Genomic DNA, 10,525 nt, shown 5'->3' with positions numbered 1-10,525 from the left:
GAGACGCAGAAACTGATCGGCGTGAGCCTGGAAGGCTCGGTCGGCTAATTGGTGAAGACCTATCATCGAATTCACGGCCGACGGCAGGCCGAACTGAAGTGACTGAGGTAAGAAGAATGCTTGAGATCAAGAACCTGCATGTGAAGCTCGAAGACGAGGACAAGGAGATCCTCAAGGGGCTTTCGCTCACCGTGCCCAAGGGCGAGGTGCACGCCATCATGGGCCCGAACGGCTCGGGCAAATCCACGCTCGCGCATGTGCTCGCGGGCCGCGACGGCTACGAAGTGACGTCGGGCGAAGTGCTCTGGAACGGCCAAGACCTTATCGAGCTGGAGCCCGACCAGCGGGCGGCGAAGGGCGTGTTCCTGGCATTCCAATATCCGATGGAGATCCCCGGCGTCGCGGGTCTCACATTCCTGCGCACGGCGGCGAACGCCGTACGCAAGAAGCGCGGCGAGGCCGAGCTTTCAACGCCTGAGTTCCTGAAGCTCGTGCGTGAGAAGGCCGGCAAGCTCAACATCGACATGGAGATGCTGAAGCGGCCGGTGAACGTCGGCTTCTCGGGCGGCGAGAAGAAGCGTGCGGAGATCCTTCAGATGGCGGTGCTCGAGCCTTCGCTCTGCGTGCTCGACGAGACTGACAGCGGGCTCGACATCGACGCGCTCAAGATCGTGGCCGACGGCGTCAATGCGCTCAGGGGGCCGGACCGCGCGATGCTCGTCATCACGCATTATCAGCGGCTCCTGAACTACATCGTGCCGGATCGCGTTCACGTGCTGGCAAACGGCAAGATCCAGGCGTCGGGCGGCAAGGAGCTGGCGCTCGAGCTCGAGAAGTCGGGCTATGCGGGCTATCAGGGCAAGGCGGCGTAACTCATGAGCATGCCCCAGCAGATCAAACCCGACACCAAGGGGCGCGCGGCCCCGGTGCAGGTGTTGAAGACCAAGGCCGAGACGGCGTTGGCGGAGACCTTCGCGGCCGTCGAGCGGCAGCTTCCGGGCGGGGATTGGCTCCGCCAGCTCCGGCGGGCGGCGGCCGGCGCGTTCACGGCTGAAGGACTGCCGCACCGACGCGTGGAGGAGTGGAAGTTCACGGACCTGCGCGCGTTGATGCGGGACGCGTATCCCATCTCGGCAACCGCCGAGCCGCCGAAGCCGGCAGCCATCGGCGCACTCGTCCGCGAGGCGCTCCCCGGCGCAGATCTGTCGAAGGCCTTCGCGGCCTTCATCGATGGTCGCGCGGCGGGCGAAGCCGGACTCGGCGGCATTTCGGAGCTCGATGGCGCGTCTCTCGCGAAGTTCATCGACCATCCGCCGACGTGGCTCGAAGCGGAAATCGGCGAGGTCAGCGGCCATGTCAGCGACGGCGTGCTCGCGCTCAACACAGCGTTGTTTAGCGATGGCGCCGTGCTCGATATCGCGGAGGGACGCGAGGTCGAGACTCCCATCGCCCTGATTTTCGGCGATGCCGGCGGCGAGGCGCGGTCGGTTGCGACGCGCAGTGTCGTGCGTGTAGGCAAGGGCGCAAAGATCGTGCTTGTCGAATGCCATCTCGGGCCGACCGCACCACGGCAAGTCAATACGCTGACGCAAGTCGTGATCGGGGACGGAGCCGAGGTGGTGCACATCAAGCTCATCGGCAGCCGCGCAGACTCTATCCACCTCGGCCGGACGGTGGCGACGCTCGGCGCCAACGCCGCGTACCGCCCATTCCAGATGGTGACGGGAGACGGGATCGTGCGCAACGATCTCGCGGTGACATTCCGCGGCCAGCACGCGTCGTTCGACCTCGGCAGCGCCAAGCTCGTCAACGGGCACGGACATGCCGACACAACGCTCGTCGTCGATCACGCGGTTCCGCACTGCACGAGCCGCGAGCTGGTCAAGAGCGTGCTCGCCGACAAGGCGCGTGCAGTGTTCCAGGGCAAAGTCATCGTATGGCCCGACGCGCAGAAGACCGACGGCAAGCAGATGGCGCAGGCCCTCATGCTTTCGCCGGATGCCGAGTTCGACAGCAAGCCCGAGCTTGAGATCTACGCCGACGACGTGGTCTGCGGCCACGGCTCGACATCGGCGGAGATCGACCCCGAACTCATCTTCTATCTGCGTTCGCGCGGCATTCCACTCGCGGAGGCCCAGGCGATGCTGGTGGAGAGCTTCATCGGCGAGGCGATCGACAAGGCGGAGCCGGAAGCGGTGCGGGAGGCGCTTCGCGCACTTGCCCGCGGCTGGCTTGCAGAGGACGCTCGAAGCACGAAGGGCTAACGTTCCCGAAGCTCGGAAGAGCAAGGAAAAAGCAAGATGACCGCTGCTACTCGCACCAAGACGGACAAGGCGCCGCCCGCTCCTTTGGCGGTGCCCTACGACGTCGAGCGCATCCGGACCGATTTCCCGATCCTCTACCGGGATGTGTACGGCAAGCCGCTCATCTACCTCGACAACGGCGCGTCGGCGCAAAAGCCGCTGCCGGTCATCGAGGCGATGGACCATGCCTATCGCTTCGAATACGCCAACGTGCATCGCGGTCTGCACTATCTCTCGAACACCGCAACGCAGCGGTTCGAGGAGGCGCGCGAGATCGTGCGCCGGTTCCTCAATGCGCCGTCCGCCGACCAGATCATCTTCACGCGCAACGCAACGGAGGCCATCAATCTCGTTGCCTCGTCGTTCGGCGCGATCGAGATCGGCGAGGGCGACGAGATCGTGCTCTCGATCATGGAGCACCACTCGAACATCGTGCCCTGGCACTTCCATCGCGAGCGGAAGGGGGCGGTGCTCAAATGGGCGCCGATCTCCGACGAAGGCGAGCTGCTGCTCGACGAGTTCGAGAGGCTTTTGACGCCGCGCACGAAGATCGTCGCCTTGACACACATGTCGAACGTGCTCGGCACGGTGGTTCCGATCAAGCAGGTGATCGAGATCGCGCACGCGCGCGGCATCCCGGTGCTGGTGGACGGCAGTCAGGCGGCGGTCCACCTTCCGGTGGACGTGCAGGATCTCGATGCCGACTTCTACGTGTTCACCGGCCACAAGACCTACGGGCCGTCGGGTATCGGCGTGCTGTACGCCAAGAAGAAGCACCTGGACATCATGCCGCCCTACCAGGGCGGCGGCGAGATGATCGAGGTGGTGGAGGTGGACCGTATCACCTACGGGAAGGCACCGCACCGGTTCGAAGCCGGAACGCCGGCCATCGTCGAGGCTGTTGGGCTGGGCGCGGCGCTTTCCTATATGATGCAAGTCGGCCGCGACCGGATCCTGGCGCACGAAACGGAGATCGGGACCTATGCGGGCGAACGGCTGAAGGAAGTTCCGGGACTCAAGCTCCATGGCACGGCCAAGGGCAAAGGCGCCATCCATGCGTTCTCGATCGAGGGGCTGCATCCGCACGACATCTCGACCATCATCGACCGGTCGGGTATCGCGGTTCGCGCCGGACACCACTGCGCGCAGCCTCTGATGGAGCGCCTGGGCGTCACGGCGACGTGCCGCGCCTCGTTCGCGATGTACAATACCAAGGCGGAGGTCGACGCGCTGGCGGCGGCCCTCGTTCGCGCCAAAGACTTCTTCGCTTAAGGACCGGAGTGACGCTGACGATGGCGGAGATGGACGCACAAGACGCACAGGGCGCGGCGGATCTTCCGACCGCGAAGCCGGAGGCGTCCGCCGAGGCGCCGGCGCAGACATCGGCGCTGCCCCAGGAGGAGCTCGACCGGCTGACGAGCGACATCGTGGCCGCCCTCAAGACCGTCTACGACCCCGAGATTCCGGCCGACATCTACGAACTGGGGCTGATCTACAAGATCGACATCAGCGACGACCGGGAGGTCGCGGTTGAAATGACGCTGACGGCGCCGGGGTGTCCGGTGGCCGGGGAGATGCCGCAGTGGGTCGAGGACGCGGTCAACTCGGTGCCGGGCATCTCGGGCACGAAAGTCACGCTGACCTTCGATCCGCCGTGGGACCAGAGCCGTATGTCCGACGAGGCGCGGCTTGCGCTCAACATGTTCTGAGAGTTGCCGGCGCAAGGACCTATCTCGCAAAATGGCGCGGCACACGCTATATTTGGCCTGTATCCCGTGTCACTTCCCGGCCTTGAACCAGGATTGCTGCACATCATGACCGACCAGACGACCGCCTCCGCCCCCCGCCGGGCTCGCCCGAAGGTGATGACGCTCACGCCGCGCGCGGCCGAGCGCGTGCGCTCCATCATGGCCTCCAAAGGGCCGGAGGTGGCGGGGCTCAAGATCGGCGTCAAGAAGGGCGGCTGCGCGGGCATGGAATACACGATGACCTGGGCCGACAGCGCCGGCAAGTTCGACGAGGTCATCGAGCAGGACGGCGCGCGCGTGATCATCGATCCGCAGGCGGTGCTCTATCTCCTGGGCACGGAGATGGACTACAAAACAGACAAGCTCTCGGCGACGTTCGTGTTCAACAATCCGAACCAGACGAGCGCCTGCGGCTGCGGCGAAAGCGTGAACCTTGTCCCGGCCAAGGCCGAGACAGTGGGCGACTAGTCCGTCATCTCTCGTCGAGGAGAGGGTCCTACGTCAGATCGCGACCTGGGTGCCAACCTCGACGACGCGGTCGGTCGGGATCTTGAAATACGTCGTCGCGTCCTCCGCGGTGCGGGCGAGCCAGATGAAGAGCCGTTCCTGCCATCGGGGCATTTCGGATTTGCTCGTCGTTCTCAACGAGCGTCGCGACAAGAAGAACGATGTCGCGCCGATGTCCACGTTGAGGTCCTTGCGCCGGCAGCTTTCGAGGATCTTTGGGATGCTCGGGGTCTCCATGAACCCATAGGATGCGACGACGCGGACGAAAGTCTCGTTGGATCTGTCGATCTCCACGCGCTCGTGACGGGGCACGCGCGGCGTCTCCTCGGTGCGGATCGAAAGCACGACATTGCGCTCATGCAGCACACGGTTGTGCTTCAGGTTGTGCATCAGAGCGGTCGGCGCGGCGTTGATGTCGGAGGAGAGGAAAATCGCGGTGCCGGGGACGCGCGCCGGAGGCTTGGCCTCGAGCTTGCGGACCAGCCAGTCGAGATCGGCCTCGTTACGGCGCGTGATCTTGAGAAGGATGCCGTAGCCGCGCACCCAGGTGAACATGACGAGGCTCAACAGGCCGGCGATGGCAAGCGGCACCCAGGCACCCTCGAAGAGCTTCATGATGTTGGCAGCGAAAAAGGTCTGCTCAATGAAGAGCAGCGGAATCATCAGGCCCGCCGCCTTCCAGAGCGGCCAGTTCCAGTATTTCCAGACCACGAAGAAGGCCATCAAGGAATCGATGACGAGGGCGGCGGTGACCGACACGCCGTAGGCCGTCGCGAGGTGCGATGAGCTCTTGAAGGTGAGCACGGCCAGCACGACGCCAGCCAGCAGGAGCCAGTTGACGCGTGGCAGATAGATCTGGCCGGCCATGGCCTCGGAGGTGTGCTTGATGGCGAAGCGCGGCAGCAGGCCGAGCTGAATGGCCTGGCGCGCAAGCGAGAACGCGCCGGTGATGACGGCCTGGCTCGCGACCACCGTGGCGCATGTGGCGAGGATTACCATCGGCATCAGCGCCCATTCGGGGTAGAGCAGATAGAACGGGTTCGCGAGGGCCTCCGCATTGGAGAGCACGAGCGCTCCCTGACCGAGATAGTTCAGCATCAGAGCAGGAAAGACAAAGCCGAGCCATGCCGCCTGGATGGGCTTGCGGCCGAAATGGCCGAGATCGGTGTAGAGGGCTTCTGCACCCGTGACGGCGAGAAAGACGAGACCGAGGACGGTCAGGCCGAGCAGGCCATGCGTGGCCATGAAGCGGATGCCGTGCCATGGGTTGAGTGCAAGGATGACCTGCGGGTTGTCCGCGATATGCAGCAGGCCGCCAGCCGCGACAGCAAGAAACCAGGCGATTGTGAGCGGCCCGAAGAACTGGGCAACGCGCGCGGTGCCGTGACTCTGGACAGCAAAGAGCCCCACGAGGACGACCAGCGCGATCGGCACCACGAGATGCTCGAAGGCGGGAGATACGAGCTTCAAACCTTCGACCGCCGAGAGAACCGAGATCGCGGGTGTGATGACCGCGTCGCCATAGAAGAACGATGCGCCGGCAATCCCCAAGGCAAGCAACAACGGCGTGCTGCGCTTGGCGACGGACTGGCCGAGCGCCATCAACGCGAAGGTTCCGCCCTCGCCCTTGTTGTCCGCGCGGAGCAGAACGATGACGTACTTCAACGTGACGATGAGGATCAGCGCCCAGAAAATCAGCGAGAGAACGCCAAACACGGCTTCCGTGTTGGCGGGACTGCCGCCGCTTGCGGCGCGCACGGCTTCGCGAAAAGCGTAGAGCGGGCTGGTGCCGATGTCGCCGTAAACGACACCGATGGATCCGACGACGAGCGTCCAGAATTGTCCGCTGTGCGTCGTCTCGCCGGGCTCGCCACCGGTGTCGGTGGCTTTAGCGCGTGCCACGATAAGGCCTCTTAGCTGCGCTGCGGAACAGCATAATTGCCGGCGCTTATACGCCTGTTCCGTTGGGCTTGTAAGCGGTCAAATTCGGGGGGCGCGGCCCGGTTTCATCTTGACACCCGCGACATTTACGCCGCAGCGCACCCGCTCAGGGCCACACTGCGGCGGTTAACCCGAATCCGGTCGGCAAGGCCGTCCGGACATGCCATTGACGCGCTGCTAAACCGCCGCGCGGTCCATGGCCTCCAGCTCGTCGATCATGCCCTCGATCACCTTGAGGCCCTTGGACCAGAAGGCGGGATCCGCGGCATCGAGGCCGAACGGTGCCAAAAGCTCCGAGTGGTGCTTCGAGCCGCCGGCCTTCAGGAGGTCGAAGTATTTGCCGACAAAGCCCGGGTGCGCCTCCTGGTAGAGGCCGTAGAGCGAGTTCACGAGGCAGTCGCCGAAAGCGTAGGCGTAGACGTAGAACGGCGAGTTAATGAAGTGCGGGATGTAGGTCCAGAAGACCTCGTAGCCGGGCTTGAGCGCGATCGCGGGGCCTAGGCTCTCGCTCTGCACCTCGAGCCAGAACGCGTTCAGCTGGTCGCTGGTCAGCTCGCCCCCTCGTCTTGCTTCGTGCACCTTGCGCTCGAAATTGTAGAACGCGATCTGCCGCACGACCGTGTTCAGCATGTCCTCGACCTTGCCGGCGATCATGGCCTTCTTCTCGCGCGGGCTCGTCGTCTCGGAAAGGAGCGCGCGGAAGGTCAGCATCTCGCCGAAGACGGACGCCGTCTCGGCAAGCGTCAGCGGGGTCGGCGCTAACAGCGGGCCCTGGTCGCGGGCCAGCATCTGATGCACGCCGTGGCCCAACTCATGGGCGAGCGTCATCACATCCCGCGGCTTGCCCTGATAGTTCATCAGCACATAGGGATGCACGGAGGGCACGGTGGCCGCAGAGAACGCCCCTTGCGTCTTGCCCTCGCGGAGCGGGGCGTCGATCCAGCGCTTGTCGAAGAATTGCTTGGCGATGCCCGCCATGTCGGGCGCAAAGGCGCCGTAAGCCTTGAGCACGATGCTCTCCGCCTCAGGCCAGGTGAAAACCTGCTCGGGCTTGTCGGGGAGCGGCGCGTTGCGGTCCCAGTGCGAGAGCGTCTCCATGCCGAGCCACTTGGCCTTCATGGCGTAGTAGCGGTGCGAGAGACGCGGATAGGCCTCGCGCACGCTCGAAACGAGCGCGTCGACCACGGGCGCCTCGACGCGATTGGCGAGATGACGGCTGTCGGCCACATCCTTGAAGCCACGCCAGCGGTCGGAGATCTCCTTGTCCTTGGCCAGCGTGTTGGTGATGAGCGTGAAAAGGCGAATGTTGTCCTTGAACACTTTCGCCAGCGCTTCAGCGGCGGCGTGGCGGCGCGGCTCGGCGGGGTCGGAGAGCAAGTTCAACGTGGCTTCAAGCGCGAGCGGGGCGGGCTCGCCGTCGACGTTGAAGCGCAGGCCGGTCATGGTCTCGCTGAAGAGGCGGCCGAAAGCGCCACGCCCGGTCTGGCCCTTTTCGGTAAACAGCTGCTCGAGCTTCTCCTCGAGCTGGAACGGCTTCTCCTTGCGCAGGTCCTCGAGCCAGGGCCTGTACTTGGCGAGTGCCGGAGCCTTGATCGCGCTTGCGAGCGCCGCCTCGTCGATCTGATTGAGCTCGAGCTCGAAAAAGATGAGGTCGGTCGAGATCCTGGTCAGCTTCTCGGACATGTCGCCGTAGAATTTCGCGCGAGCGGGGTCGGCTTGATTGGCCGCATAGAGAAGGCCGGCGTATGAGCCGAGCTTGCCCATCAGATCCGAAAGTTGCTCGTAGGCGGCGATGGCCTCGGCGAGGGCCGGACCGTCGGATGCCAGGCCTGCGAGCTTGCCCTGATAGCTCTCCTTGATGCGGCGGGCCTCGGCAGTGGACCGCTCGATATCACGCGCGACAGCGGGATCGTCGGTGCCGCGATAGAGATCGGAAAGGTCCCACTCGGGGATCTGGCCGAGATCCGGTGCATCGCTCGCCGCGGCGGCCGTGGCTCCGCTCTGTGTGCTCGCCCAGGTGAGGTGCGAAACGAAAGGTGCGCGCGAGATCGGCGTCATCAGTGGCTCCAGTCATCGGGGAAATGAAGTCTTAATCTGCGGATTCCCGACGCCGAGTTCAAGCCCGCATCGGTGGCTGTCGGCCGGTCCGCGAGCGCGCCGGCGCCGGCGGCAGTGACCAAAAAAGGATCAAGGTGGGTATATTCGCAACAGCTTGTTTACCCTTGTGCGGCAGTCTGACCTCTGTCGAGTTGCCGGTCGCCCCTGCGTTTCGAGAGAGCGCAGCCCGTCCAACGGCCGGGCAATATTCCAGTTCGTGTTGTGTACGAGTGACCATGGCAAAGCGTGTCCTTATCGTCGATGACGATCCAGCTCAGCGCCGCATTCTCGAAGAGACCGTCAAGCGGTTCGGGTTCGATACCCGCTCCACGATCTCCGGCGAGCAGGCCCTCGAAGTGCTCGAAGGGGCCGACCGCGGCGACATCTCGCTCGTACTTCTCGACCTCGTCATGCCGGGCATCGGCGGCATGGCGGTTCTCGAGCGCCTCAAGGGCAAAGCCGCTCCGCCCGTCATTGTGCTCACCGCCAACGGGTCGATCGACGCGGCGATCGGTGCCATCCGCCTCGGCGCCGTCGATTTCGTCGTAAAGCCTGCGTCTCCCGAGCGGCTCGAAGTGTCGATGAAGAGCGCCATGAAGATCGAGGCGCTGTCGGAAGAGATCCTGCGCATCAAAAAGAGAGCCGAAGGGACGCTCACCTTCGACGATCTCATCGTGCGCGGCGAAGGCATGCAGCGCGTGATCGCGCTCGGCAAGCGGGCCGCCGCCTCCAACATCCCGGTGCTCATCGAAGGCGAGAGCGGCGTCGGCAAAGAGCTGATTGCGCGCGCCATTCAGGGCGAGAGCGAGCGGGCGGGACGTCCGTTCATCACCGTCAACTGCGGCGCCATCCCGGAAAATCTCGTGGAGAGCACGCTGTTCGGACACGAGAAGGGCTCGTTCACCGGCGCCATGGACCGCCGTGTCGGCAAGTTCCAGGAGGCCGACGGCGGCACGCTGTTCCTCGACGAGATCGGAGAGCTTCCGCTCGACGCCCAGGTGAAGCTGCTGCGCGCCCTGCAGGAAGGCGAGATCGATCCCGTCGGCGCGAAGAAGCCGGTGAAGGTCAACTTCCGGCTCATCTCGGCCACCAATCGCGACATGATCCAGCTCGTCAAAGAAGGGCGCTTCCGCGAGGACCTCTACTACCGCCTCAACGTGTTCCCGGTCTGGGTGCCGCCGCTGCGCGAGCGTAGCGAGGACGTCCCGGAGCTGGCTCAGCATTTCCTTGCACGCTTCTGCGCAGAGGAAGGCAAGCGCCTCAGTGGCTTCACGGACGAGGCCATGCGGCTGCTGATGGCCTATGACTGGCCGGGCAATGTTCGCCAGCTCGAGAATGCGGTGTTCCGCGCCGTGGTGCTGGCGGACGGCTCCGAGCTTTCGGTCGCCGAATTCCCGCAGATCGCGAGCCACGTCGAGGGGTTTGCGGCCGAGGTTCCGCCGTTGCCGGTGGGGCTGCAAAAGCCGGGCGCCTACACGGGCCCTGCCCTTATCGGCGCCGAGGACACCGTTCCGCAGACAGTTGAAGTGCGTCCCTCGTCGGGCTCGTCGGCACTCGGCATTCCGGCCGTGACCGAGAGCGGCGAGATCCGCGCGCTCGAAGATATCGAGGCCGACATGATCCGCCTCGCGCTCGGCCGCTATCGCGGCCACATGACCGAGGTCGCCAAGCGCCTCAAGATCGGCCGCTCGACACTCTACCGGAAGATGCAGGAGTACGGCCTCGAGCCGCGCGTAAACTGAGCTACCTAGGTTGTCCCGCGCGCCCCCCCGGAGCCTCCGTCCGCTATGACGGAGGCTCCGCACCAGGCCGCTCGCATTTGGACAACAGTTGGCCGTGATTTTCCTGTCATCTGAACGTCAAAGGCGTTCGTCGCTTCTCATTCAGCAGATGCTCGGCTAGCGTGCGCCTCGGCTCTTGTCGTGGGGG

8 protein-coding genes are annotated in these 10,525 nt (G+C 64.6%); 6 read left to right on the top strand and 2 right to left on the bottom strand.

What is annotated here, in order from left to right; all coding sequences use genetic code 11:
* The first annotated feature begins 116 nt into the window (after positions 1-116).
* The 5 genes from sufC (at position 117) to sufA (ending at position 4,519) form a co-directional block, all read left to right on the top strand.
* Positions 117-872, top strand: coding sequence for a Fe-S cluster assembly ATPase SufC (sufC, locus tag QZV93_RS02285; RefSeq protein WP_295555624.1), 756 nt, complete (start codon positions 117-119; stop codon positions 870-872).
* Between the two features lie 3 nt (positions 873-875).
* Positions 876-2,264, top strand: coding sequence for a Fe-S cluster assembly protein SufD (gene sufD, locus QZV93_RS02280; protein WP_295555623.1), 1,389 nt, complete (start codon positions 876-878; stop codon positions 2,262-2,264).
* A 36-nt stretch (positions 2,265-2,300) separates the two neighbouring features.
* The gene (locus QZV93_RS02275; protein WP_295555622.1) at positions 2,301-3,575 is read left to right on the top strand and encodes a cysteine desulfurase; all 1,275 of its coding nucleotides are present in this window, start codon (positions 2,301-2,303) and stop codon (positions 3,573-3,575) included.
* Positions 3,576-3,595: 20 nt separating this feature from the next.
* Positions 3,596-4,012 carry an SUF system Fe-S cluster assembly protein gene (locus QZV93_RS02270; protein WP_295555621.1) on the top strand — a complete coding sequence of 139 codons (417 nt, stop codon included), beginning with the start codon at positions 3,596-3,598 and terminating at the stop codon, positions 4,010-4,012.
* 105 nt (positions 4,013-4,117) lie between these two features.
* On the top strand, positions 4,118-4,519 hold the full coding sequence (sufA, locus tag QZV93_RS02265) for a Fe-S cluster assembly scaffold SufA (protein WP_295555620.1): 402 nt from the start codon (positions 4,118-4,120) through the stop codon (positions 4,517-4,519).
* A gap of 33 nt (positions 4,520-4,552) precedes the next feature.
* Here the strand turns inward: sufA and QZV93_RS02260 are convergent, their stop codons facing one another.
* Together QZV93_RS02260 and QZV93_RS02255 are read right to left on the bottom strand one after the other, a co-directional pair.
* The gene (locus QZV93_RS02260; RefSeq protein ID WP_295555619.1) at positions 4,553-6,460 is read right to left on the bottom strand and encodes a potassium transporter Kup; all 1,908 of its coding nucleotides are present in this window, start codon (positions 6,458-6,460) and stop codon (positions 4,553-4,555) included.
* 216 nt (positions 6,461-6,676) lie between these two features.
* Positions 6,677-8,557, bottom strand: a complete 1,881-nt coding sequence (locus QZV93_RS02255; protein WP_295555618.1) for a M3 family oligoendopeptidase — start codon at positions 8,555-8,557, stop codon at positions 6,677-6,679.
* Between the two features lie 275 nt (positions 8,558-8,832).
* Here QZV93_RS02255 and QZV93_RS02250 point away from each other — a divergent pair, with 275 nt between their 5' ends.
* Positions 8,833-10,338 (top strand): sigma-54 dependent transcriptional regulator, encoded by a 1,506-nt coding sequence (locus QZV93_RS02250; RefSeq protein ID WP_295555617.1) that lies wholly within the window; start codon positions 8,833-8,835, stop codon positions 10,336-10,338.
* The last annotated feature ends 187 nt before the right edge of the window (positions 10,339-10,525 follow it).

Source organism: uncultured Hyphomicrobium sp. (assembly GCF_902826555.1).
Taxonomy (GTDB): domain Bacteria; phylum Pseudomonadota; class Alphaproteobacteria; order Rhizobiales; family Hyphomicrobiaceae; genus Hyphomicrobium_C.
The sequence above is the reverse complement of the archived record's forward strand: the minus strand, read 5'-3'. Positions and strand labels throughout refer to the sequence as shown.

Excerpts from the sequence above, each read along its gene's own strand:
- sufC (WP_295555624.1), top strand. The coding sequence starts at position 117 with ATGCTTGAGATCAAGAACCTGCATGTGAAGCTCGAAGACGAGGACAAG.
- sufD (WP_295555623.1), top strand. The coding sequence starts at position 876 with ATGAGCATGCCCCAGCAGATCAAACCCGACACCAAGGGGCGCGCGGCC.
- QZV93_RS02275 (WP_295555622.1), top strand. The coding sequence starts at position 2,301 with ATGACCGCTGCTACTCGCACCAAGACGGACAAGGCGCCGCCCGCTCCT.
- QZV93_RS02270 (WP_295555621.1), top strand. The coding sequence starts at position 3,596 with ATGGCGGAGATGGACGCACAAGACGCACAGGGCGCGGCGGATCTTCCG.
- sufA (WP_295555620.1), top strand. The coding sequence starts at position 4,118 with ATGACCGACCAGACGACCGCCTCCGCCCCCCGCCGGGCTCGCCCGAAG.
- QZV93_RS02255 (WP_295555618.1), bottom strand. The coding sequence starts at position 8,557 with ATGACGCCGATCTCGCGCGCACCTTTCGTTTCGCACCTCACCTGGGCG.
- QZV93_RS02250 (WP_295555617.1), top strand. The coding sequence starts at position 8,833 with ATGGCAAAGCGTGTCCTTATCGTCGATGACGATCCAGCTCAGCGCCGC.